Below are 22,240 nucleotides of genomic sequence, written 5' to 3'. Positions count from 1 at the left end.
GCCCAATGGAGCTGTCCGTCGGACCCAACCAGTTTTTCTGGAACGCCGAAACCGTGCGCGGTTTTTATGAAACCCTGGCCGAAGCCCCCGTTGCGCGGGTCTCGTTGGGCGAACTGGTCTGCTCGAAACGCCTGCCGTTTTGGGCCGATGAGATCCCCCACGCCATTGAGGTGCTGCAAGCGGCAGGCAAAGAGGTGGCGCTGACCACGCTTGGCCTGATTACGCTCAAACGCGAGCGCGCACAGACGGCGGATTTGCTGAATACTGGCGTCACAATCGAGGTAAACGATCTTTCGGCGCTGGCCCATATTCCGGTCGGCACGCCCTTCTGGGTCGGCCCGCTGGTCAATGTCTATAACGAGGGCACGGTGCGGTTTCTGGCCAAACGCGGTGCGACGCGCATCTGCCTGCCGCCCGAATTGCCGCTGTCGTCGATTGCGGTTCTGGCGCGTGCGGGGCGCGAGGCGGGCGTCGCGATCGAGGTTTGGGGGCATGGCCGCCTGCCGCTGGCGATCTCGGGGCGGTGCTATCACGCGCGTCTGCATGACCGCGCCAAGGATAACTGCCAGTTCATCTGCGAGGCCGACCCCGACGGGCGAGACGTGGACACTCTGGACGGGCAAAAATTCCTGGCGGTGAACGGGGTGCAGACGCTCAGCCAAAGCACCGCCAGCATGGCCCACCAGATCGAGGCCTTGCGCGAGGCGGGCGTTTCCGCACTGCGCCTGTCGCCGCAAACGGGCGATTTCAACGCAATTTGCGCGGGCTATGCGGCGCGGATTGCAGGCGAAATCGACGCAGCGGCGCTGATCTCCGATCTGGTGCCGCGTGTTCCCGGCGGGCGCTTGTCGGACGGGTTTGTGCAAGGACCATCCGGCGCCAACTGGTCCGCCGCCTGAAACGAAAGGGGCGCCAAGACAGGCGCCCCATCCCTTAGCTGATCCGCGCGCCCGTCTGGGGCGAGAAGAAGCTCGCCTTTTCCAGATCGAAGGCCAGATCCAGCACCTCGCCATGCTGCGCGCTGGTCTCGGCATGAAGCCGCGCCGTCACCTGCCGCCCGCCAAGGCGCGTCAGCACATAGGTATCCGCGCCCGCAGGTTCGACCATATCGACAAGGCAGGCGCCCGTCTGCACCGCCTCGCCCGCGCGGAAACCGACCTCGGCGATGTCCTCGGGGCGCACGCCCATGATCACCTCACCCGTCAGCCCGTTTTGCGGCACATGCAACTCGATCGGCTCCATCCCGTCGCGGTCGATCCGCAGCACAGAACCCGTGCCATTGGCGCGCGCCTCGGCGGGGATCAGGTTCATCGGCGGCGAGCCCATGAAATCGGCAACAAAGGTATTGGCGGGGCGATTATAGATCTCGGCAGGCGTGCCGATCTGCTGGATCACGCCGCCCTTCATCACCACGATCTTCGTCGCCAGCGTCATCGCCTCGATCTGGTCATGCGTCACATAGACCATCGACGCATTCAGACGCTGGTGCAACTTCTTGATTTCAGAGCGCATTTCAACGCGCAGCTTGGCGTCCAGATTGGACAGCGGCTCGTCGAACAGGAACAGCGCCGGATCGCGCACCAAGGCGCGCCCCATCGCAACCCGCTGCCGCTGACCGCCCGAAAGCTGCCCCGGCTTGCGGTTCAATAGCTGCTCGATCTGGAGCTGCGCGGCAACCTCGGCCAGCTTTGCATCCTGCGTCGCCTGATCGACCCCGCGCACCTTCATCCCGAAGGTGATGTTCTTCGCAACCGTCATCGTCGGGTAAAGCGCGTAGGACTGGAACACCATCGCAATGTTGCGGTCCTTGGGGCTGACATCGGTCATGTCCTTGCCCGCGATATGGATCGCGCCGCCGCTGATCTCTTCCAGACCGGCGATGCAATTCAACAGCGTGGACTTGCCGCAGCCCGAGGGACCGACGAGCACAAGAAACTCGCCCGGCTCGATCGAGACATTGATGTCTTTCAGGATCTCGACGGACCCGTAGTTTTTGTAGAGGTTCTGGATATCAAGGATCGGAGCCATGGGTATCAGCCTTTCACGGACCCGGCGGTCAGGCCGCGGATGAAATATTTGCCAGCGACGACGTAAACGAACAGCGTCGGAAGGGCGGCGATGATCGCGGCGGCCATATCGACGTTGTATTCCTTTACCCCGGTCGTGGAGTTGACGATGTTATTGAGGGCAACCGTCACCGGCTGCGACCCCGCCTGCGAGAACGACACACCAAACAAAAAGTCGTTCCATATCTGGGTGAACTGCCAGATCACGGTCACGGTGATGATCGGCAGCGACAGCGGCAGGAAGATCGACCAGAAGATGCGGAAGAACCCTGCCCCGTCGACCTTGGCGGCGCGCACCAGCTCATGCGGGATGGTGACATAGTAGTTACGGAAAAACAGCGTGGTAAAGCCAAGCCCGTAGACCGTATGCACCAGGATCAGCCCCGGGATCGTGCCCGACAGATGCATCAGCCCCAGCATCTTTGCCATCGGCAGCAGCACCACCTGAAACGGGATGAAGCAGCCAAACAACAAGAAGGCGAAGAACAGGTTGGCGCCCCGGAAATTCCACTGCGCAAAGACATAGCCATTCAGCGCGCCGATCAGCGTCGACAGCATCACCGAGGGCACCGCCATCAGCATCGAGTTCCAGAAATAGGGCTGCAAGCCTTCGCATTTGATGCCCGAGCACGCGCCCGACCACGCGGTTTTCCACGCGTCGAACGTCACCTCACGCGGCAGCGCTACCAGTGAGCCTGTGCGGATTTCATCAAGGCTTTTGAGCGAGGTCGTGACCATCACGAAAAACGGCAACAGGTAGTAGATCGCGAACAGCACGAGGATCGTATAAAGCCCCCAGCGAAGCGCGATACGAAGCGCCAGCGATCCGGCAGAGCGGTCGCGGGGCTGGACAAAGCTGGTCTCAGTCATGTTTCGCCCTCAGCTCGGAATAAAGATAGGGAACGATGATGGCGAAGACGACGCCCATCATTACCATCGCGGAACTGGCCGCCTGCCCGATGTCTCCGCGCGAAAACGCCATCGCATACATGTAAGTCGCAGGCAGATCGGTCGCGTAGCCCGGGCCACCTCCGGTCAGCGCGATCACAAGGTCAAAGCTCTTGATCGCAAGATGGGCCAGCACGATGAAGGCCGACAGGAAAATCGGCGCCATCGAGGGGATAATGATTGCGCTATAGATGCGCCAGCTCGGGATGCCATCGACCTGGGCGGCCTTGATGATCTCGCCATCGACCGAGCGAAGCCCCGCCAGAAACAGCGCCATCACAAAGCCCGACGCCTGCCAGACCGCCGCCATCACGACCGTGTAGATCGCGTAATCGGGGTTCACCAGCCAGTCGAACTTGAAATCGGGAAAGCCCCAGCCCTGCACCATCGCCTCAAGGCCCAGTCCGGGGTTCAGGATCCATTTCCACGCCGTGCCGGTGACGATCATCGAAAGCGCCATCGGATAGAGGTAAATCGTGCGCAGCGCACCTTCGATGCGGATTTTCTGGTCCAGAAAGATCGCCAGCGTCAGGCCAAGGATCATCGCGACGCCGATGAACAGCGCGCCGAACAGAAAGAGGTTGCTCAGCGCGGTATCCCAGCGGGGCGAGCTGAACAGGCGGGTGTATTGGATGATCCCGTCGACCTCGTAGCGCGGCATCAGCTTGGAGCGGGTGAAGGAAATCCACGCGGTCCAGCCGATGAAGGCGTAGACGAAAAGCACAACCGCGACAAATGTCGGGGTCAGCACGATCTTGGGGACATGGCGGGCAAGCCAGTCGGACATCAAAGCCTCCCGGTTTCGGGCAAAAAGGGGGCCGCCCGAAGCCTTTGCAGGGTCTTCGGGCGGCCTGTTGATTGGGTTACATCGAGTTCGCGACAGCGTCGGCCAACATCTGAACCGCCTCATCCGAGGACATGTCAGAGTTGAAATGCGCCGTCACAACATCGGTGATCGCGCCCGCCTGCGCGCCGCGCAGCGCCATGCCGTGTGCGTAGGACGGCAGCAGCGAGCCATCCGCCGACGACGACGCCATATCCGCCGCCGAAGTCTTGGCGCAGCTGTCGAACTTATCCAGCGAGACGTCCGAGCGAACCGGGATCGAGCCTTTGTTCAGGTTGAAGGTCTCCTGGAACGAGGGGCCGACGATCAGCTCTGCCAGCAGGTCCTGACCGGCTTTCTTGTCGTCACCTTCGACGTTGAACATCGCAAAGCTGTCGACGTTATACAGATAGCCGTTGCCCGGCGTCGATCTGCACAGGAAGTCCTTGCCCGGCTCTTTGCCCGCGGCCAGAAACTCGCCCTTGGCCCAGTCGCCCATGATCTGGAATGCGGCCTCGCCGTTCATCACCATCGCGGTCGCAAGGTTCCAGTCACGGCCCGAGAAGTTCGCGTCCACATCGCCGCGCAGCTTGCGCATCTGGTCGAAGACCGCCTTCATCGTGTCCGAGGTCAGCGCGTCATGGTCCAGATCGACCAGCGCTTTCTTATAGAACTCGGCGCCGCCAAGACCCAGAACAACGGTCTCGAACACGGTCGCGTCTTGCCACGACTGGCCACCATGCGCGAGCGGCGTGATGCCAGCGGCCTTCAGCTTGTCGGCGGCTGCGTTGAACTCGTCCCAGGTGGTCGGCATCTCGATGCCGTTTTGCTTGAGGATGTCGGCATTCGCCCAGATCCAGTCGACGCGGTGCACGTTGACGGGGGCTGCGCACCAATGGCCGTCGCATTTCATATGGCCCGCGATCGAGGCGGGCAGGACATCAGCCCAGTGCTGCGCTTCGGCAACCGAGGAAATATCGGCCAGAACGCCCTCTTCATACCATTCCTGAATTGCCGGACCCTTAAGCTGCACAGCCGTCGGCGCATTGCCTGCCAGAACGCGCGCGCGCAGCGCGGTCATCGCGGCATCACCACCGCCACCGGCGACCGGCATGTCGGTCCATGCACCGCCGCGCCCGGCGAATTGCTGTTGCAGCACGGCGACCGATTTTGCCTCGCCGCCCGAGGTCCACCAGTGGAGCACTTCCGCCTGCGGGCCAGCAGATGCGGCAACCGCGTTCAGCGAAAAGACGGAAATGGCCGCCAGAGCAGTCATGTGTTTCATGGAAATCCTCCCAGATTTTTCAGCCACTCTCCTCCAGAGCGGCGATGCCCTATACTGGCGGCACGCGGGCGGAAGGGACAAGCCGTCACAAACACGCCAGGGGCCGCAAAATGTGCGATTTCCGGGGGTTCTGTTACACGTTGTTACAAGCGGTTCCCGATTTGCCACCGGACGTGCAATATGCCCCCAAATGCTCGGAGAGGGAGGCTCCATGACGATTCCGCGGCTCTTGATAGTCGATGACGACGCCGAGATGCGCGCCATGATGGTGCAGTATCTTCAGCGGCAGGGGTTTATCGCCCTGCCCGCCTCGACCGAGGCCGAAGTGCGCGCGCGCATAGATACGGGCCGCATCGACCTGATCTTGCTTGATGTGATGCTGGGCGATGAGAACGGCATCGAGATTTGCGGGCGGCTGCGCGCCGAACAGGATGTGCCGATCATTCTGGTCTCGGCGCTGTCCGCCGATCCGCAGCGGATGGCAGGTTATGAGGTCGGCGCGGATGACTATATCGCCAAACCCTTCAACCCCGATTTGCTGACCGCGCGGGTGCGGGCCGTTCTGCGGCGCGGGCGGCGGGCGTCGTCGCTTAGCTACCGGCGCAGCAATGGCCTGTGGCAATTCGGCGGCTGGCGCTATGATGGCAAACGCGACGAGATCACCGCGCCGGGCGGGTTCGAGGTGGCGCTCTCACGGCGCGAAACCGCGCTTTTGAAGGTGTTGCTGGCCAATCCGTTCATCCCGCTGACCCGCGAGGAAATCGCAACCGCGCTGGACGATGGCGAGGACGCCTCAAGCGAGGCGCAGGGTCGCGCGATTGACGTGCTGGTCGGGCGGCTGCGGTCGAAAATCGAGGCCAACCCGAAGGTGCCGCAGATGCTGCGGACCGAGCGCGGCGTCGGCTATATCTTCGCTGTCGATGTCACCCGCGACGGGGATTAGGATGCGCACACGCCTTTCCATGCGCGCCTGGGGCGGGGTTTGGGCAGGCGGCGCCTTTGCCGCAACCCTTGGCGCCGCCGCGATCTGGGCTGGCTCGCAAATGGCGTGGCAGGCGCATCTGTCCCGCGCGGCACAAGCGGGGGCGGGGCTTTATGCCGCGCTTGAATATGGAGCTGCGCCACCAAGCGGGCTGTATCTGGTGGCGCTTGCGCCCGAGGCGGCGGCACAGGCCGATGCAGGTGCTTTCGCGGCGCTCAAAGGCGCGCCCCACCCGACGCTTGTCACCCATATCCCCGTGCGCACCCCCACCGGTATCGGCGAGATTTCGACGGCGGGCCTGTCGCTCGCGGTGCTGTCGGACGAGCTGCAATACCCCATCGCGCGGCTCGAAGTTCCGGGCCAAAGTTCTGCGCAAGACCAGCTTGGCGCGGTTGCGATGTTGCTTGCCAGCTATTGCGCCGATCCGATGGTTCTGGCGCGCACCGACACGGGCGCGTGGTTCCGTATCGAGGGCGAAGCGATCTGGGGCTGTGCCGCAGCCCCCGCCGATCAGCGCCTCTGGGCGGTGGCTCTGGCGCTGGCGGCGCTGGCGCTCATTTTCGTCAGCATCGGCGACACCTCGCAGCGTTTCCGCCGCTTTGCCAACGAGTTACGAGACCGCCACCGCCACGGCGGCCCCGAGCATTACGCCACCCAAGGCCCGGCCGAGCTGGACGACATGGCCCACGCGATCAACTCACATCTCGAACGCGAGCGCGCGCTTTTGGAAAAACGTGCGATGGTTCTTTCAGGCGTCAGTCACGATCTGGGCACGCCCGCCACCCGCCTGCGTCTGCGCGCCGCCCTGATCGAGGATGCCTCGCTGCGCGACCAGTTCGCGGGCGACATCGACCGCATGGCCGAGATGATCGAAAGCGTGCTGACCTATACACGCTCCGAGATGAATATCGAGGCGCCGCGGCAGCTTTCGCTCAGCGCGCTGGTCGAGGCATTGGTCGCCGATTATCAGGACGCCGGCCAGCCGGTCGAGTTCGACCCCGACGCCGCCCCCCCTGAAACAGGCGCCAGCACCGTCTTCACCAGTTGGCAGGCGCGCGTCACCATGCCCGAAAAGCGCCGCATCCTGATGTCTGCGCGCCCCCTCGCGCTGCAACGCGCAATCACCAACCTGATCGACAACGCGTTGAAATACGGGCGCCGCGCCCATGTCCGGCTCGAGGCCACTTCGGAGATGGCCTCGATTTTGGTCGAGGACGAGGGCGGGCGCGGGCGCGCGGACGAGATGGCCGCGCTTCTGGCGCCCTTCCGGCGCGGCGACGGGACCGAGGCAATCAAAGGCTATGGGCTTGGCCTGACGATTGTGTCAACAATCGCGGAACAGCACGGCGGCAGCCTGAGCTTTGAGCCATCAGACCACGGGCTTCGGGCGCGGCTTGATCTGCCCCGCGCCTGAGAAAAAGGAGACCCCATGCGGATCGGCATTATCGGAACCGGAACCATCGCCAGCGCAGTGGTGCGCGGGATTGCGAACGACGGCCATCAGATTACCGTCTCGGAACGCAGCGCGGCCAATGCGCAGGCGCTTGCGGCCGAGTTCGACAGCGTGAGCATCGCCAGCAATCAGGGCGTCATCGACCAAAGCGATGTCGTTATCCTCGGGCTGATGGCCGAAGCCGCGGGCGATATTCTTGCCCCCCTCACCTTCCGCGCCTATCAGCAGGTGATTTCCCTGATGGCGGGTGCCTCGCTGGACGCGGCCGCAGCCCTTGTCGCCCCCGCCCAAGCGCGCGCGATCATGCTCCCGTTCCCCGGTATCGCCAAAGGTGGCTCGCCGATCCTGATGCTGGGCGACGAAACGCTGGTCGGACAGATTTTCGGCACGCGAAATCAGGTTATTGCCCTGCAAGACGCCGCCGAGCTAAACGCCTATCTTTGCGCGCAGGCCGTGCTGTCCCCCGCCGCGCGGATGGTCAGCGATGCGGCCAACTGGCTTGGCGCCCGCGTGTCGGACGTAGCCAAGGGCGAGGCATTCTTGCGGGTGCTGGTGGCGTCAAGCCTTGAGGGGGCGACGGCGGACGCACTGATTTCCGCGCTCAATACCGAGGGCGGCTATAACCAGCGCCTGCGCCTTCATATGGAGAACGCAGGCACCGGCGCAATACTGGCCGAAGGTCTGGATAAGCTGGAGCGCGGTTAAGCGTTAAACAGGAAGTGGAGGACGTCGCCGTCCTTCACCTCATAGGTTTTACCTTCGACGCGGAACTTGCCCGCCTCTTTCGCGCCCGCCTCGCCCTTACAGGCGACGTAATCATCGAAGCCCACGGTTTCGGCACGGATAAAGCCGCGCTCGAAATCGCCGTGAATGACGCCCGCCGCCGCCGGCGCAAGCGTGCCTTTGCGGATCGTCCAGGCGCGAGCCTCTTTCGGGCCGACGGTGAAATAGGTTTGCAGGCCCAGAAGTTCGTAGCCCGCGCGGATCAGACGGTCGAGACCGGCCTCTTCCAGCCCCATTTCGCCCAGGAACATCTCGGCCTCTTCGGCGTCCAGCTGGCTGATTTCTTCTTCGATCTTGGCGGAAATCACCACGGTCCCCGCGCCCTGTTCAGCGGCCATTTTCGCCACCGCGTCGGATTTCGAGTTGCCCTTCGCCGCGTTCGCCTCTTCGACGTTGCAGACATACAGCACCGGCTTCGAGGTGAGCAGTTGCAGCATATTCCACGCTTTGCGGTCGTCTTCGGACACCTGAACGGTGCGCGCGGGGCGGCCAGCCTCAAGCGCCTCTTTCGCCGCCATCAGCAGTTGTTCCTGCTCTTTTGCCTCTTTGTCGCCTGCTTTCAGCTTACGCACGAGGTTCGCGATGCGCTTTTCGACCGATTCAAGGTCCGCGATCATCAGCTCGGTCTCGATGGTTTCGGCATCGGCCACCGGATCGACGCGGCCTTCGACGTGGGTCACATCCCCGTCTTCAAAGCAGCGCAGCACATGGGCGATAGCGTCCACCTCGCGGATGTTGGCCAGAAACTGGTTGCCCAGCCCCTCGCCCTTCGAAGCGCCCTTCACCAGACCCGCGATGTCAACGAATGTCATGCGCGTCGGAATGGTCTCTTTCGAGCCTGCGATCTCGACCAGCTTGTCAAGGCGCGCGTCCGGCACAGCAACCTCGCCCACATTCGGCTCGATCGTGCAGAAGGGAAAGTTCGCCGCCTGCGCCGCTGCCGTTTTGGTCAGCGCATTGAACAGGGTCGATTTGCCAACGTTCGGCAGACCCACGATCCCCATCTTGAAGCCCATGATATTTCCCTCGATCCGACTGGTTTGGCGCCTCTTACGCGCGCGAAGGGCGCAAAGCAAGGCAAGAGGGCACGAGGGGATGCGCGCAGGCATTGATTTTCCCGCAATCATCGCGCAAACCGCTTTGTGGATATGCAGGGAGACCGCGATGACTCGGATCGACAAGAAATTTGCCGCGCTTAAAGCCGAAGGTAAAAAGGCCTTCGTCGCTTATATCATGGCGGGCGATCCCGATCTGGAGACCTCGGCCAGGATCATGGCGGGGATGCCGGGCGCGGGCGTCGATATTATCGAAATGGGGCTGCCCTTCACCGACCCTATGGCCGATGGCCCGACGATCCAGCTTGCCGGTCAGCGCGCGCTCGACAACGGTATGACGCTGGTGAAAACGCTGGCCCTGATCGCCGAGTTCCGCAAGACCGACACCACGACGCCGATCGTGCTGATGGGCTATTACAACCCGATCTACAGCCACGGGGTCGACCGCTTCCTGAAAGACGCAAGTGCTGCGGGTGTCGACGGGCTGATCGTCGTCGATCTGCCGCCCGAAGAGGACGAAGAGCTGTGCCTGCCCGCGCAGGACGCAGGCATCAACTTTATCCGTCTGGCGACCCCCACAACCGATGACAAGCGTCTGCCGAAGGTGCTGCAAAACACGTCGGGCTTTGTCTATTACGTCTCGGTCACGGGGATCACCGGCTCGCAGGCCGCACAAGCCACCGAAGTCGGCCCCGAGGTCGCGCGCATCAAAGCGGCAACCGATCTGCCGGTGATCGTGGGTTTTGGCATCACCACCCCCGAAGCCGCGCAAACGATTGCGGGCGTGGCGGACGGCTGCGTTGTCGGTTCGGCCATCGTCAAGGAAATCGGCGAGGGCAAATCGGCGGACGAGGTTCTGGCGCGCGTTGCGGCCCTTGCAAGCGGCGCGCATTCGGCCTGACCGCGCAAGCGATCAGGCCATTCGCTTCATCTCAGGATCGCTGGCAGGTTCAGCGCGTGCTCACGCGCGCAATCCTGCGCGATCTCGTAGCCTGCATCGGCATGGCGCATCACACCCGTTGCGGGGTCGTTCCAAAGCACACGCTCGATCCGCCGGTCGGCCTCGGCGGTGCCATCGCAGCAAATCACCATGCCCGAGTGCTGGCTGAATCCCATGCCCACGCCGCCGCCATGGTGCAGGCTGACCCAGGTCGCCCCTGACGCCGTGTTCAAAAGCGCATTCAAGAGCGGCCAGTCCGACACCGCATCCGAGCCATCCTTCATCGCCTCGGTCTCGCGGTTGGGCGAGGCGACCGAACCGCTGTCCAGATGGTCGCGGCCAATCACGACGGGCGCTTTCAGCTCGCCATTGCGCACCATTTCGTTGATCGCAAGCCCCGCCCGATGACGGTCGCCAAGACCGATCCACATGATCCGCGCGGGCAAACCCTGAAACGCGATGCGTTCGCGCGCCATGTCCAGCCAGCGGTGCAGATGGGCGTTTTCGGGGAACAGCTCCTTCATTTTGGCATCGGTCTTGTAAATATCCTCGGGGTCGCCCGAAAGCGCACACCAGCGGAACGGACCGATGCCACGGCAAAACAGCGGGCGAATGTAGGCGGGCACGAAGCCGGGGAAGGCAAAGGCGTTCTCCTGCCCCTCTTCCAGCGCCATCTGGCGGATATTGTTGCCGTAATCCAGCGTCGGCACGCCCGCGTTCCAGAAATCGACCATCGCGGCGACATGCGCCTTCATGCTGGCGCGGGCGGCCTTTTCCACCTCTTTCGGCGCGCTTTCCTGCCGCGCGCGCCACTCGGCCACAGACCACCCCACGGGCAGATAGCCGTGGATCGGGTCATGCGCCGAGGTTTGATCGGTCACAATGTCAGGCCGGCCATTGGGCATAGGTTCGCCCGCCTGCATCCGCCGCACGATCTCGGGGAAGACCTCGGCGGCATTGCCGATGAGCGCGACCGATTTTGCCTCGCCCGCCTTGGTCCAGCGGTCAATCATGGCAAGCGCCTCGTCCAGCGTATGCGCCTTTTCATCGCAATACCGCGTGCGGATGCGGAAATCGGCGCGGGTTTCATCGCATTCCACCGCCAGACAGCACGCGCCCGCCATCACCGCCGCCAAGGGTTGCGCGCCGCCCATGCCGCCAAGGCCCGCGGTGAGAATCCACTTGCCGCGCAGGTTGCCCGCATAATGCTGGCGCCCCGCCTCGGCAAAGGTCTCATAGGTGCCCTGCACGATGCCCTGCGTGCCGATGTAAATCCACGAGCCCGCCGTCATCTGGCCATACATCGCCAGACCCTTCTTATCGAGTTCGTTGAAGTGGTCCCAGGTGGCCCAATGCGGCACGAGGTTGGAGTTCGCAATCAGCACGCGCGGTGCATCCGCATGGGTGCGAAACACCCCCACCGGCTTGCCCGATTGCACCAGAAGCGTCTCATCCGCCTCCAAAGCGCGCAGGCTATCGCAGATCTGGTCGAAATCCTCCCAGGTGCGCGCCGCCCGCCCGATGCCGCCATAGACCACAAGTTCATGCGGGTTTTCGGCCACGTCGGGGTGCAGGTTGTTCATCAGCATCCGCAAGGGCGCCTCGGTGAGCCAGCTTTTGGCGCTGATCTCGGGGCCGGTGGGCGGAAAGATGTCACGGGTGTTATGGCGGGGGTTGGTCATGGGATTGGTCCTTTCGGCGCGTCAGGCGAGCAGGCGGCCCGCGATGATGTTGCGTTGAATCTCGGAGGAGCCCTCGTAAATGCGCATGATGCGCAAATCGCGGGCGTGGCGTTCGAGCGGAAAATCGCGGGTGTAGCCATAGCCGCCATGAATTTGCAGCGCTGCATCGGCAATGCGCCCGGCGGCTTCGGAGGCGAAAAGCTTGGCCTTCGAGGCGGCGGTGGTGAAGCGCAGATGCGCCTGACGCTGGCGCGCGGCTTCGTGGCCCAAAAGCTCGGCAGCGCTCAGATCGGTGGCCATGTCGGCCAGCATCCACTGAATACCCTGACGGCTGGCAAGCGGCGCGCCACCAATACGACGGCCCTTCGCCCAGTCTCGCGCGGCGGCAAGCGCGGCTCGGGCAATGCCCACCGCCATCGCTGCCACTTCCACGCGGCCATTGTCGAGCACCTGCATGGCGGTGCGAAAGCCCGACCCCTCGGCGCCGAGCCGGTTGGCATCGGGCACCAGCACGTCGAGATCCAACTCCCACACATGACCTCCGCGCAGGCCCATGGTCTGCTCCACCCGCCCCGGTGTCAGCCCCGGCGTGCCCTTCTCGACCACAAAGGCCGAAATGCCGCGATGGCCCGCCTCCGGGTCGGTCACGCAATAAATCACGATGAAATCGGCCACCCCGCCGTTCGAGATAAAGCATTTGCGGCCCTTGATCCGCCAGCCCTCGCCCTCGCGGGTGGCGCGGGTGCGCATGTCGGCCGGGTCGGAGCCGGCGTTCGGTTCGGTCAGGCCAAAGGCGCCAAGCAACCGCCCCTCCGCCGCAGCGGGCAAAAAGCGCGCGCGCAAGGCATCGTCGCCGCCGATCAACAGGCTGTCGGTGGCCAGATAATGCGCGGTCAGCGCCGATACGGTCGAGGCGCAGCCCCCCGCCACCGTGGCCACCGCCTCAAAGAGCGCATGGGCAGAAATTTCGGCCCCGCCCCAACGCTCTGGCAGATTGGCGCCCATCATTCCGGTCTCGGCCAAAGCCGCCAGTTGCGCGTGCACAAAGCTGCCGGTCTCGTCGGTGCTGGCAGCCTGCGGCACCAACACCTCGGTGGCAAAACGGGTGAGCGTATCGAGGAACATCCGCTCCTCGGCGCTCAGAAGATGGTCAAATTCCGTCATTTGTAGCCTCCGTCACAATGCCTGCGGCAATCAGCCCCTCGATCTGCGCCGCGCTCAGCCCCAGCCCGTCGAGCACCGCGCGGGTCTGCCCGCCAAGCGCCGGGGCGCCGGTGCTGGCAAGTGGCGCCGTGCCGTCAAAGCGGATCGGTTGGCCCACCACGGGCGCAGAGCCAAGCGCATGATGCGGCAGGGGCGTCACCAGCCCACGCGCGCGGGCATGGTCAGAGGCAAGCTGCGCGGCGAGGCTCAGAATTGGTGCCGTGGGCACTTCGGCCGCGCTGAGTGTCGCCACCACCTCGGCACTCGGGCGCGCCGAGGTCCAGCCCTCGATCAACGCACGCAGCGCGGGCTCATGTTTGGTGCGCAGCTCGTCAGTGGCAAAGCCCGGGTCATTCACGGCTTCCGGCGCGCCAATCACCGCGCAGAGCGCGGCAAACTGACGACTGCCGAGCACGGCAATGATCGCATGGCCATCGACGGTACGAAACGCGCCAAAGGGGGTGGAAAGCGGATGCCGGTTGCCCACCCGCTCCACCGGCGCCCCGGCGTAAAGATGCAGCGCATGGCTCGTGGGCAGCATCGCCACCAGACAATCGAGCATCGCCACATCGAGCGTGGCGCCCGCCCCATGCCGCCCACGCCCGACAAGCGCCGCCAGAATGGCAATCACCGCATAAAGACCGGCGGCAACGTCACCCAGAGCCTCGCCCACCTTGAGCGGGCCGCCGCCCTCTTCGCCGGTGGCCGCCATCCAGCCCGACATGGCCTGCGCCACAAGGTCATAGGCGGGCAGTCCCGAGGCGGGGCCATGCTGGCCAAAACCGGAAATCGAGCAGTAAACAAGGTCGGGGTTGGCCACGCGCAACGCCTCTGCCCCAAGGCCAAGCCGCGCCGCCACGCCGGGGCGGAAGTTCTCCACCACCACATCGCAGCTTGCCGCAAGATCGCGCGCCAGCGCCTGCCCCTCGGCGGCTTTCAGATCAACCACCACCGAGGCCTTGCCGCGGTTGGTCAGCGTGAACAGCGCCGACTGCCCGGCGGTAAACGGGCCGATGTGGCGGTAATCGTCGCCCTGAGGCGGTTCGAGCTTGATTACCTCGGCGCCGAGATCTGCCAGAATGGCGGTGGCAAAAGGCCCGGCCAGCACGCGGGTCAGATCGAGTATGCGCAGCCCGGCAAGAGGTTTCATCGAGTCAACTCCGGTGCAAGGGCGGCAAGGCGGGCCAGAATTTCGGCCAGATGCGGGCGCAAGCGGGCAGCTTTACCCGCGCTCAGCACCCAAGGTGCGGCTTCGCTGGCCAAATGCGTGGCCTGCGCCAGTTCCATCTGGATGGCATGAACGCCGTTTTGCGGCTGGCCATAATGGCGCGTGGTCCAGCCCCCCTTGAAGCGCCCGTTCAGCACATGGCTGAAGCCTTGAGCCGCGGCGCAAACGGTCCGCGTGGCGGCCTCGATCTCGGGCGCGCAGCTTGTGCCGTTCGCCGTGCCGATGTTGAAATCGGGCAAGCGACCCTCGAACAGATAGGGGATATGCGAGCGGATCGAGTGGCAATCGTAAAGGATCGCCACCCCATGGAGCGCCTTCACGCGGGCAATCTCGGCCCTCAGGGCGGCATGATAGGGCGCGTGGAACATCTCGACCCGCGCCGCGACCTCTTCGGCATCGGGTTCGATCCGCCAGATCGGTGCGCCATCGAAATCGGTCAGCGGCACAAGGCCGGTGGTGTTCTGGCCGGGATACAGGCTCTCATCCTCGGGGCCGCGATTGGCGTCGATCAGATAGCGATGAAAGGTCGCGCGGACAGTCGTCGCACCGGGCAGAAGGCCATCGTAAAGCGCGTGGATATGCCAGTCGGTATCGGCCAGTTCCTGCCCGCGCGGGTTCAGGCGGTTGCGCACGCCCTCGGGCAACCATGTGCCGGTGTGCGGCAGGCCAAGGATCACGGGGCTGTCGCCCTGCACGACCTCTACGGGCGTCATGGCGCGATCTCCAGACCGGCAGCAGTGACCAGCGTTCCCTCTTCGACCAAGGCCTGCGCGGCGGCCAGATCGGGGGCAAGATAGCGGTCCTCGCCCATTGTTGCCACGCGGGTGCGCAGCACCGCACCCACCCGAGCAAGCGGCGCCGAAGTCGCCAGCGGCGCGCGGAATTCGATCCCCTGCGCCGCGCACATCGCCTCGACGCCCAGAATAACCGCAAGGTTCTGCGTCATCAGCCCAAGACGGCGCGCACCGTGGGCGGCCATGCTGACATGGTCTTCCTGATTGGCGCTGGTGGGTGTGCTATCGACCGAACAGGGCGCGGCGAGGTGCTTGTTTTCACTCATCAAAGCGGCAGTCGTCACTTCGGCGATCATCAGCCCCGAGTTCAGCCCCGGCGCAGGCGTCAGGAACGGCGGCAGGCCGAAACTTAGCGCCGGATCGACCATCAGCGCCACGCGCCTTTGCGCAATCGCGCCGATTTCAGCCACCGCCAGCGCAATCTGATCGGCGGCAAAGGCCACCGGCTCGGCGTGGAAATTTCCGCCCGACACGATGGTCCCATCCGAGAGCACCAGCGGGTTGTCGGTCACGGCATTGGCCTCGGTAATCAGGGTCGAGGCCGCAAAGCGCAGAAGGTCCAGCGCCGCGCCCGTCACCTGCGGCTGGCAGCGGATGCAATAAGGGTCTTGCACGCGGGCGTCATCCTCACGGTGGCTTTCGCGGATCTCGCTGCCCTCCAGAAGCGCGCGCATCGCGGCAGCCACGTCGATCTGGCCTGCGTGGCCGCGCAGCGTGTGGATTTCCGCGCGCGTCGGCGCGGTGGACCCCATGATCGCATCGGTGGACATCGCCCCCGTCACCACCGCCGTGCGCAGCCCGTTCATCGCGCGGAAAAGGCCCACGAGCGCGAGCGCGGTCGAGAACTGCGTGCCGTTGATCAGCGCCAGCCCCTCTTTCGCGCCAAGCTCGACCGGCTCCAGACCGACCAGCGCCAAAGCCTTGGCCCCCGGCAAGCGTTCTTCACCGACAAACGCCTCGCCCGCGCCGATCATCACCGCCGCCATATGCGCCAGCGGCGCCAAGTCGCCGGAGGCGCCAACGCTGCCTTGCTCGGGGACAACCGGCGTCACGCCCGCTGCCAGCATCCCCTCCAGCAACGCGACGATTTCGGGCCGCACCCCCGAGGCACCGCGCCCGAGGCTTAACAGCTTCAGCGCCATCATCAGACGCACGCTCGGCACGGCCAACGGCGCCCCCACCCCGCAACAATGCGACAGGATCAGGTTGCGTTGCAGCGTCGCGGTATCATCAGGCGCAATGCGCACCGAGGCCAGTTTACCAAAGCCCGTATTCACCCCGTAAACCGCCGCATCCCCCGCTGCCGCCGCAGCGATCCGCGCGCGGGATGCCGCGATTGCGGGATGCGCGCGCGGGTCAAGCCGCGCAGGCGCCCCCTCGCGCCAGATGGTTTCAAGTTGGGCGAGCGTAGCCTCACCGGGAATAAGCGTCAGCATTTGCGTCCCTCGAAATAGCGGCAATGAAGCGGGTTGAACCCGATGCGATAGGTAAGCTCGGCAGGGTCTTCGATGTCCCAGACTGCCAGATCGGCGCGCAGGCCCGTCGCAAGGCGGCCCGTATCGGTCAGCCCAAGCGCGCGGGCGGCATGGGTTGTGACGCCTGCCAGACATTCGTCGGGCGTCATGCGAAACAGCGTCGCCCCCATATTCATCGCCAGCAAAAGCGAGGTCAGCGGAGCGCTTCCGGGGTTGCAATCCGTCGCCAGCGCCATCGCGCAGCCCGCCGCGCGGAAGGCCTCAACCGGCGGAGCCTGCGTCTCGCGCAGGGTGTAGAAGGCACCCGGCAAGATCACCGCGACCGTTCCCGCCGCCGCCATCGCCGCCGCATCCGCAGCGCTTGCATATTCCACATGATCCGCCGATAGCCCGCCGCGCGCAGCCACAAGCGCCGCCCCGCCCAGATGCGAAAGCTGCTCGGCATGGAGCTTCACCGGCAGGCCCAGCTCCGCCGCCACATCGAAAACCCGCGCCATTTGCGCCGGCGAAAAGGCGATCCCCTCGCAAAACCCGTCAACCGCATCGACAAGCCCTTCGGCATGGGCGGCCCGCAGCCCCGCAATCACCACGTCGTCGATATAGGCATCCGCGCGACCCGCGTATTCAGGCGGCAGCGCGTGCGCGGCCAGCCACGAGGCCACAATCCGCACGGGCCGCAGCCCCGCCAAAGCCCGCGCGGCGCGCAGCATCTTTATCTCGTCCGCGATGGTCAGCCCGTAGCCCGATTTCACCTCGATCACCGCGACGCCCTCGCGCAGCAGCGCATCCAGACGCGGCAAGGCCGAGCGCACCAGGGCCGCCTCGTCCGCGCCCCGCGTCGCTGTCACCGTGGACAGGATGCCACCGCCTGCGCGGGCGATGTCCTCATAGCTCGCGCCTTCCAGCCGCATCTCGAACTCGCGCGCGCGGTTGCCGCCATGCACCAGATGCGTGTGACAGTCGATCAGCGCAGGCGTGATGACCCGCCCGCCCATATCTTCGCCCACCATCGGCCCTTCGCCCATCGCAACGATCCGGCCTTGCGACAGGCGCAGCCAGCCGCCCTCGATCCGGCGGGGTTGGGCCGGATCACAGGGGATCAGCGTGGCGTTGGTAAGCGTGACATCGGTCATGGGCGATTCCCTCTTGATTGCGATTAATATGTCTGCACATAATATCCCTTGTCAACACATGGGAGAGACCGATGCAGGTGATCTGGGCAAAACAGGCGCTACTGGGCGACGGCTGGGCGCGCGATGTGAGCGTTGAAATCGACGCCTCGGGGCGGATTGGCGCGATCACACCGGACAGCCCGCGCCCCGCAGCCGCGCATCTGGCCGAGACCCTTCTGCCCGCCCCCGCCAACCTGCACAGCCACGCCTTTCAGCGCGCGATGGCCGGCCTGACCGAGCGGCGCGGCCCCGACCCGCGCGACAGCTTTTGGACGTGGCGGCGGCTGATGTATCGCTTTCTGGACCAGCTAACGCCCGACGACGTGCAGGCCATCGCCGCCTTTGTGCAAATGGAGATGCTGGAGGCGGGCTACGCCACGAATGTCGAGTTTCACTACCTGCATCACGGGGCAAACGGGCAGCCCTATCAGGACATTGCCGAGATGGCGGCGCGGATCACGGCGGCCAGCGCGGATACGGGGATCGGGCTGACGCTTTTGCCCGTGCTTTACAGCTATGGCGGGCTGGACCGGCGCGCGCTGGTTGCGGGGCAGGATCGTTTTGGCAATGACCCCGACCGTTTCGCGCAGCTTTACGAGGCCACCGCGAGGCATCTGGCCACCCTGCCCGCCGATAGCGCGATGGGCGTCGCCCCCCACAGCCTGCGCGCGGTTGACCGGCACGGGCTGGAGGCCGCAATTGCCCTTGCAGGCCCGGGACCGATCCATATGCACCTTGCCGAACAGATCGCAGAGGTGGACGAGGTGCAGGCCGCCCTTGGCGCGCGCCCCGTGGAATGGATGCTCGCGAATACGCCACTTGATACGCGCTGGTGCCTGATCCACTGCACCCAGATGGAGCCGCACGAGACCACGGCGCTGGCCCGCACAGGCGCGGTTGCTGGCCTGTGTCCGATCACCGAATCCAGCCTTGGCGACGGGATTTTCGACGCTCTGCGCTGGCGCGCTGCGGGCGGGCGGTTCGGGATTGGCTCGGATAGCAACATCCGCATTGCCCTGAGCGAGGAACTCCGCACGCTGGACTATTCACAACGCCTGCGCGACCACTCGCGCGCGGCGCTGGCAGAGAACGCACGATCAACAGGCCGCGTTTTGCTGGAAGAGGCCGCGCGGGGCGGCGCACAAGCCGCTGGCCGCAACAGCGGCGCTATCGCGACGGGGCTTTGGGCCGACCTTCTGGCGCTTGACGATCTTGGCCCCGACGGGCAGGAAAGAACAGGCGACATGACGCTGGACACATGGATTTTCGCGCGCGATGACCGCTCGGTGCGCGATGTCTGGGCCGCCGGTCGCCATATGGTGCAAGCGGGCCGCCACATCCGGCGCGAGGACATAACCGCCAGCTACGCGCGCGTCATGCGCAGGCTGGCACATGAGGGATAGGCATGAGCGACGCCCCGATCAGTTGGCAATCCATCCGTGACACGATGATGCGGCGCATCCGCACGCGCGTCTATGCGCCCGGCGCCCTGATCCCGAACGAGACCGAACTGGCCACCGAATTCGGCTGCGCGCGGGCCACCGTCAACCGCGCGTTACAAGACCTTGCGGCCTCGGGATTTCTGGACCGCAAGCGCAAGGCGGGCACGCGCGTCATGGCAGAGCCGCGCCGCAAAGCCTCGATGGATATTCCGCTGATCCGCGCCGAGGTCGAGGCGCGCGGCCAGACCCACAGCTACCGCCTGTTGCTGCGCGAAGAGGCCACTCCCCCCGCCGCCGTTGCCGCGCAACTGCACCTGAAAGGCGGCGAGCGTCTGCTTCATGTGCAAAGCCTGCATCTGGCCGACGACCGCCCGCATATGTTCGAAGATCGCTGGATCGTGCTGGATACCGTGCCCGCGCTGACGGACGCTGACCTGAGCCAGATCAGCCCGAACGAATGGCTCTTGCGCGAGGCGCCCTATACGCATGGCACGATCGAGCTGGCCGCTGCCTGTGCGGGCGACGCGGGCGGGCATTTGCAAGGCGACCCGCAGACCCCGGCCCTCAGCCTGCTCCGCGTCACATGGATGCACGAGACGGCAATAACCTTTGTGACCCAGATTTTCGCGCCGGACTACCGGCTGAGCCTCGACCTGTAACAGCGGGTTACAGCACCATATCGTCGCGATGAACCAGCGCCGCGCGTCCCGGATAGCCCAATAGATCAGCAATTTCCGACGACTGGTGCCCGGCAAGCATCCGCGCCTCTTCGGCGGTGTAGCGCACAAGCCCCTTGCCCAGAACCTCGCGCTTGGGGCCAAGGATGACCACCGGCTCGCCGCGCCCGAATTTGCCGACAACCTGCGTCACACCGGCAGGCAAAAGGGATTTCCCTTTGGCCAAAGCCCCTGCCGCGCCCGCATCGACAAAAATCTCGCCCTTCGGCTTCATCGCCGCAATCCAGCGCTTGCGCGCCGCCTGCGGGTCGTCTTCGGGCAGGAACCATGTGCAGGCCGCCCCATCTGACAGCGCCTTCAAGGGCCGCTCCTGCGCGCCTTGGGTAATCACCATCGCACAGCCCGCCCCGACAGCGGTTTTCGCCGCCATGACCTTGGTTTTCATGCCGCCTTTCGACAGGCCGGACACCGGATCGCCCGCCATCGCCTCGATCTCGGGGGTGATTTTCTCGACCACGTCAAAGCGTGAGGCCGCCGGATCGGTCTGCGGATTCGCCGTGTAAAGCCCGTCCACATCCGAGAGCAAAACCAACTGATCGGCGCCAATCGTCACCGCCACCTGCGCGGCCAGACGGTCGTTATCGCCAAAGCGGATCTCATCGGTCGCCACCGTGTCATTCTCGTTCACGATCGGCACGGTGCCAAGCGACAGCAGCGTCTCCATCGTCGCGCGCGAGTTCAGATAGCGGCGGCGATCCTCGGTATCCTCAAGCGTCACCAGAACCTGCGCCGCCGTCACGCCGTGGGGCGCCAGAACGTCCTGATAGGCGCGCGCAAGCTGAATTTGCCCGACGGCAGCCGCCGCCTGCGATTGCTCCAGCGAAAGCGCACCAGTGGGCAGCCCCAACACCCGACGCCCAAGCGCGATGGAGCCGGATGAGACCAGCACCACATCAACGCCGCGCGCACGGGCCTCGGCCACATCCTCGGCCAGCCCTTGCAACCACGAGACCCGCAGCCCCTCCGGCCCGACCAGCAGCGCGGAACCAATTTTCAAAACCAGCCGTTTGGCCGAAGCAATCTGCGGGCGCGTCACGGTTGCCACGGCTCCTCTTCGACCTCTTCGAGGCGATCATCCGAAATCTCGCGCCAGAGCGCACGCAGAACATCATTCACGCCCTGCTTTGCGACGCCCGACATAAGGTAAACCTTGCCGCCCACGGCCTCTTCCAGCGCAGCATGGCGCTCTTCCAAAGTCTCGGGGTCAATCGCGTCGATCTTGTTCAGCACCGTGATCCGCGGCTTTTCATAAAGCGCGTCCGAATAGGCCTCCAGCTCGCCGATGATGGTCTCGTAATCCTCGACAACCGTCTCCGAGGTGCCATCTACCAGATGCAGCAGAACCGAGCAGCGCTCGACATGGCCCAGGAACTGGTCGCCAAGGCCGCGCCCCTCGGACGCCCCTTCGATCAGCCCCGGAATATCGGCCATCACGAACTCGCGGTTGTCGATGCCGACAACACCAAGGTTCGGCACCAGCGTGGTGAACGGATAGTCGGCAATCTTCGGGCGCGCGTTCGACACCGCCGCAAGGAAGGTCGATTTGCCCGCGTTCGGCAGCCCCAGAAGCCCCGCATCCGCGATCAGTTTCAGCCGCAGCCAGATCGTGCGTTCAACACCCTCTTGCCCCGGGTTCGCCCGCGAAGGCGAGCGGTTGGTCGAGGATTTGAACCGCAGGTTGCCCCAGCCGCCATTGCCCCCACGCGCCAGCGTCACACGCTGGCCAACCTCGGTCAGGTCCGCGATGACGGTTTCCTCATCCTCGTCGATGATCTCGGTGCCGACCGGAACCTTCAGGACGATGTCATCGCCATCCTTGCCGGTCCGCTGCGACCCCATACCGTGTTGGCCGTTTTGCGCAAAGAAGTGCTGCTGATAGCGGAAATCGATCAGCGTGTTCAGGCCGCCGACCGCCTCCACAAAGACAGATCCGCCCTTGCCACCGTCCCCGCCATCGGGGCCGCCGAATTCGATGAATTTTTCCCGCCGGAACGAGACGCAGCCGCCACCGCCCGCACCGGAGCGGATGTAGACTTTCGCGAGGTCGAGAAATTTCATTGCAAGAGCGTCCTTCTGTGCCAAGGCGCCGAAATACGCTTTGCGCACCTATAATTCAAGCGCCCAATTGGCCCGTCCGAAACGCTGCGGAGGATCAAAGGAGGGGCGCGCCCC

Annotated in this window: 20 protein-coding genes; 7 read left to right on the top strand and 13 right to left on the bottom strand. The window is 64.7% G+C overall.

Annotation, left to right across the window (positions count from 1 at the left end):
• Positions 1 to 5 precede the first annotated feature (5 nt).
• Positions 6 to 899, top strand: coding sequence for a ubiquinone anaerobic biosynthesis protein UbiV (gene ubiV, locus RYZ20_RS00265; protein WP_317669877.1), 894 nt, complete (start codon positions 6 to 8; stop codon positions 897 to 899).
• 34 nt (positions 900 to 933) lie between these two features.
• Here the strand turns inward: ubiV and RYZ20_RS00260 are convergent, their stop codons facing one another.
• The 4 genes from RYZ20_RS00260 to RYZ20_RS00245 form a co-directional block, all read right to left on the bottom strand.
• On the bottom strand, positions 934 to 2,028 hold the full coding sequence (locus tag RYZ20_RS00260) for an ABC transporter ATP-binding protein (RefSeq protein ID WP_317669876.1): 1,095 nt from the start codon (positions 2,026 to 2,028) through the stop codon (positions 934 to 936).
• Positions 2,029 to 2,033: 5 nt separating this feature from the next.
• Positions 2,034 to 2,936 carry a carbohydrate ABC transporter permease gene (locus RYZ20_RS00255; protein WP_317669875.1) on the bottom strand — a complete coding sequence of 301 codons (903 nt, stop codon included), beginning with the start codon at positions 2,934 to 2,936 and terminating at the stop codon, positions 2,034 to 2,036.
• Positions 2,929 to 3,801: a carbohydrate ABC transporter permease gene (locus tag RYZ20_RS00250; RefSeq protein ID WP_317669874.1), complete on the bottom strand. Its 873-nt coding sequence runs from the start codon at positions 3,799 to 3,801 to the stop codon at positions 2,929 to 2,931. The genes RYZ20_RS00255 and RYZ20_RS00250 overlap by 8 nt, the downstream gene beginning before the upstream one ends.
• 76 nt (positions 3,802 to 3,877) lie before the next feature.
• Entirely contained in the window at positions 3,878 to 5,113 is a 1,236-nt protein-coding gene (locus RYZ20_RS00245) for an ABC transporter substrate-binding protein (protein ID WP_317671271.1), read from the bottom strand.
• A 220-nt stretch (positions 5,114 to 5,333) separates the two neighbouring features.
• On the opposite strand from RYZ20_RS00245, the gene RYZ20_RS00240 reads away from it, so the two are divergent.
• The 3 genes from RYZ20_RS00240 to RYZ20_RS00230 are packed head-to-tail and all read left to right on the top strand — an operon-like array spanning position 5,334 to position 8,262.
• Positions 5,334 to 6,065, top strand: coding sequence for a response regulator transcription factor (locus RYZ20_RS00240; RefSeq protein ID WP_317669873.1), 732 nt, complete (start codon positions 5,334 to 5,336; stop codon positions 6,063 to 6,065).
• 1 nt (position 6,066) lies between these two features.
• On the top strand, positions 6,067 to 7,518 hold the full coding sequence (locus RYZ20_RS00235) for a sensor histidine kinase (RefSeq protein WP_317669872.1): 1,452 nt from the start codon (positions 6,067 to 6,069) through the stop codon (positions 7,516 to 7,518).
• 15 nt (positions 7,519 to 7,533) lie between these two features.
• Positions 7,534 to 8,262: an NAD(P)-binding domain-containing protein gene (locus RYZ20_RS00230; RefSeq protein ID WP_317669871.1), complete on the top strand. Its 729-nt coding sequence runs from the start codon at positions 7,534 to 7,536 to the stop codon at positions 8,260 to 8,262.
• On the opposite strand, the gene ychF is transcribed toward RYZ20_RS00230, so the two are convergent.
• Complete coding sequence (gene ychF / locus RYZ20_RS00225) at positions 8,259 to 9,356, bottom strand: redox-regulated ATPase YchF (protein WP_317669870.1); 1,098 nt, start codon at positions 9,354 to 9,356, stop codon at positions 8,259 to 8,261. The genes RYZ20_RS00230 and ychF overlap by 4 nt on opposite strands.
• A gap of 148 nt (positions 9,357 to 9,504) precedes the next feature.
• Here ychF and trpA point away from each other — a divergent pair, with 148 nt between their 5' ends.
• The gene (trpA, locus tag RYZ20_RS00220; protein WP_317669869.1) at positions 9,505 to 10,296 is read left to right on the top strand and encodes a tryptophan synthase subunit alpha; all 792 of its coding nucleotides are present in this window, start codon (positions 9,505 to 9,507) and stop codon (positions 10,294 to 10,296) included.
• 26 nt (positions 10,297 to 10,322) lie between these two features.
• On the opposite strand, the gene hutU is transcribed toward trpA, so the two are convergent.
• The 6 genes from hutU to hutI are packed head-to-tail and all read right to left on the bottom strand — an operon-like array spanning position 10,323 to position 17,850.
• The gene (gene hutU / locus RYZ20_RS00215) at positions 10,323 to 12,017 is read right to left on the bottom strand and encodes a urocanate hydratase (protein WP_317669868.1); all 1,695 of its coding nucleotides are present in this window, start codon (positions 12,015 to 12,017) and stop codon (positions 10,323 to 10,325) included.
• 21 nt (positions 12,018 to 12,038) lie between these two features.
• Entirely contained in the window at positions 12,039 to 13,181 is a 1,143-nt protein-coding gene (locus RYZ20_RS00210; RefSeq protein ID WP_317669867.1) for an acyl-CoA dehydrogenase family protein, read from the bottom strand.
• Positions 13,168 to 14,370: a CaiB/BaiF CoA transferase family protein gene (locus RYZ20_RS00205; protein ID WP_317669866.1), complete on the bottom strand. Its 1,203-nt coding sequence runs from the start codon at positions 14,368 to 14,370 to the stop codon at positions 13,168 to 13,170. The genes RYZ20_RS00210 and RYZ20_RS00205 overlap by 14 nt, the downstream gene beginning before the upstream one ends.
• Positions 14,367 to 15,161, bottom strand: coding sequence for an N-formylglutamate deformylase (gene hutG / locus RYZ20_RS00200; RefSeq protein ID WP_317669865.1), 795 nt, complete (start codon positions 15,159 to 15,161; stop codon positions 14,367 to 14,369). The genes RYZ20_RS00205 and hutG overlap by 4 nt, the downstream gene beginning before the upstream one ends.
• A complete protein-coding gene (gene hutH, locus RYZ20_RS00195) occupies positions 15,158 to 16,678 on the bottom strand; it encodes a histidine ammonia-lyase (RefSeq protein WP_317669864.1) in 1,521 nt (506 codons plus the stop codon). The genes hutG and hutH overlap by 4 nt, the downstream gene beginning before the upstream one ends.
• Positions 16,672 to 17,850, bottom strand: coding sequence for an imidazolonepropionase (gene hutI, locus RYZ20_RS00190; RefSeq protein WP_317669863.1), 1,179 nt, complete (start codon positions 17,848 to 17,850; stop codon positions 16,672 to 16,674). Before hutI ends, hutH begins: the two co-directional genes overlap by 7 nt.
• 71 nt (positions 17,851 to 17,921) lie before the next feature.
• Between hutI and RYZ20_RS00185 the strand changes: the two genes are divergently transcribed.
• Together RYZ20_RS00185 and RYZ20_RS00180 are read left to right on the top strand one after the other, a co-directional pair.
• The gene (locus tag RYZ20_RS00185; RefSeq protein WP_317669862.1) at positions 17,922 to 19,292 is read left to right on the top strand and encodes a formimidoylglutamate deiminase; all 1,371 of its coding nucleotides are present in this window, start codon (positions 17,922 to 17,924) and stop codon (positions 19,290 to 19,292) included.
• A 2-nt stretch (positions 19,293 to 19,294) separates the two neighbouring features.
• Positions 19,295 to 19,990 carry a GntR family transcriptional regulator gene (locus RYZ20_RS00180; RefSeq protein ID WP_317669861.1) on the top strand — a complete coding sequence of 232 codons (696 nt, stop codon included), beginning with the start codon at positions 19,295 to 19,297 and terminating at the stop codon, positions 19,988 to 19,990.
• Between the two features lie 7 nt (positions 19,991 to 19,997).
• On the opposite strand, the gene proB is transcribed toward RYZ20_RS00180, so the two are convergent.
• Together proB and obgE are read right to left on the bottom strand one after the other, a co-directional pair.
• Positions 19,998 to 21,113 carry a glutamate 5-kinase gene (gene proB / locus RYZ20_RS00175; protein ID WP_317669860.1) on the bottom strand — a complete coding sequence of 372 codons (1,116 nt, stop codon included), beginning with the start codon at positions 21,111 to 21,113 and terminating at the stop codon, positions 19,998 to 20,000.
• Positions 21,101 to 22,126: a GTPase ObgE gene (gene obgE / locus RYZ20_RS00170; protein WP_317669859.1), complete on the bottom strand. Its 1,026-nt coding sequence runs from the start codon at positions 22,124 to 22,126 to the stop codon at positions 21,101 to 21,103. Before obgE ends, proB begins: the two co-directional genes overlap by 13 nt.
• Positions 22,127 to 22,240 lie beyond the last annotated feature (114 nt).

The sequence above is a fragment of the Pseudothioclava alba genome (genome assembly GCF_033100795.1).
Taxonomy (GTDB): Bacteria; Pseudomonadota; Alphaproteobacteria; order Rhodobacterales; family Rhodobacteraceae; genus Pseudothioclava.
This window is presented reverse-complemented; position numbering and strand designations above follow the sequence as displayed.

What these genes read in the sequence shown, in the direction of transcription:
- obgE (WP_317669859.1), bottom strand. Translation starts at nt 22,126, where the DNA reads ATGAAATTTCTCGACCTCGCGAAAGTCTACATCCGCTCCGGTGCGGGC.
- RYZ20_RS00260 (WP_317669876.1), bottom strand. Translation starts at nt 2,028, where the DNA reads ATGGCTCCGATCCTTGATATCCAGAACCTCTACAAAAACTACGGGTCC.
- RYZ20_RS00250 (WP_317669874.1), bottom strand. Translation starts at nt 3,801, where the DNA reads ATGTCCGACTGGCTTGCCCGCCATGTCCCCAAGATCGTGCTGACCCCG.
- RYZ20_RS00235 (WP_317669872.1), top strand. Translation starts at nt 6,067, where the DNA reads ATGCGCACACGCCTTTCCATGCGCGCCTGGGGCGGGGTTTGGGCAGGC.
- RYZ20_RS00255 (WP_317669875.1), bottom strand. Translation starts at nt 2,936, where the DNA reads ATGACTGAGACCAGCTTTGTCCAGCCCCGCGACCGCTCTGCCGGATCG.
- RYZ20_RS00185 (WP_317669862.1), top strand. Translation starts at nt 17,922, where the DNA reads ATGCAGGTGATCTGGGCAAAACAGGCGCTACTGGGCGACGGCTGGGCG.
- RYZ20_RS00210 (WP_317669867.1), bottom strand. Translation starts at nt 13,181, where the DNA reads ATGACGGAATTTGACCATCTTCTGAGCGCCGAGGAGCGGATGTTCCTC.
- hutH (WP_317669864.1), bottom strand. Translation starts at nt 16,678, where the DNA reads ATGCTGACGCTTATTCCCGGTGAGGCTACGCTCGCCCAACTTGAAACC.
- hutU (WP_317669868.1), bottom strand. Translation starts at nt 12,017, where the DNA reads ATGACCAACCCCCGCCATAACACCCGTGACATCTTTCCGCCCACCGGC.
- ubiV (WP_317669877.1), top strand. Translation starts at nt 6, where the DNA reads ATGGAGCTGTCCGTCGGACCCAACCAGTTTTTCTGGAACGCCGAAACC.
- ychF (WP_317669870.1), bottom strand. Translation starts at nt 9,356, where the DNA reads ATGGGCTTCAAGATGGGGATCGTGGGTCTGCCGAACGTTGGCAAATCG.
- RYZ20_RS00180 (WP_317669861.1), top strand. Translation starts at nt 19,295, where the DNA reads ATGAGCGACGCCCCGATCAGTTGGCAATCCATCCGTGACACGATGATG.
- hutG (WP_317669865.1), bottom strand. Translation starts at nt 15,161, where the DNA reads ATGACGCCCGTAGAGGTCGTGCAGGGCGACAGCCCCGTGATCCTTGGC.
- hutI (WP_317669863.1), bottom strand. Translation starts at nt 17,850, where the DNA reads ATGACCGATGTCACGCTTACCAACGCCACGCTGATCCCCTGTGATCCG.
- trpA (WP_317669869.1), top strand. Translation starts at nt 9,505, where the DNA reads ATGACTCGGATCGACAAGAAATTTGCCGCGCTTAAAGCCGAAGGTAAA.
- RYZ20_RS00205 (WP_317669866.1), bottom strand. Translation starts at nt 14,370, where the DNA reads ATGAAACCTCTTGCCGGGCTGCGCATACTCGATCTGACCCGCGTGCTG.
- RYZ20_RS00230 (WP_317669871.1), top strand. Translation starts at nt 7,534, where the DNA reads ATGCGGATCGGCATTATCGGAACCGGAACCATCGCCAGCGCAGTGGTG.
- RYZ20_RS00240 (WP_317669873.1), top strand. Translation starts at nt 5,334, where the DNA reads ATGACGATTCCGCGGCTCTTGATAGTCGATGACGACGCCGAGATGCGC.
- RYZ20_RS00245 (WP_317671271.1), bottom strand. Translation starts at nt 5,113, where the DNA reads ATGACTGCTCTGGCGGCCATTTCCGTCTTTTCGCTGAACGCGGTTGCC.